Below are 269 nucleotides of genomic sequence, written 5' to 3' on the forward strand. Positions count from 1 at the left end.
TTTGACCTGGTTGAACAGAATTCTTCTCAGATGACTTGCCATATAGTTTCTGGGTTAAATAAGCCACCTGTTCACGTAGAAGGGAGATTTCATCTACTAGACCTTGGATGGTAGCTGCTTGTTTTTTAATAATATCCAATAGTTCTTTCAAGATGATACTCTCCTTTTATTGCTACTCTAATTATAGCTGAAAAACAGCCGTGATTTCAATAGAAATCGCGACTGTTTATGGTTTTTATAGTAGGAGTAATCGAAAATCCTTTCATGAA

Annotated in this window: 1 protein-coding gene; it reads right to left on the reverse strand. The window is 35.3% G+C overall.

From position 1 onward, the window contains the following. The coding region (locus tag E4T71_RS09450; RefSeq protein WP_194181278.1) for a transposase at positions 1-139 on the reverse strand (139 nt) is incomplete at its 3' end. Positions 140-269 lie beyond the last annotated feature (130 nt).

The sequence above is a fragment of the Streptococcus sp. WM07 genome (genome assembly GCF_004570525.1).
Classification (GTDB): Bacteria; Bacillota; Bacilli; order Lactobacillales; family Streptococcaceae; genus Streptococcus.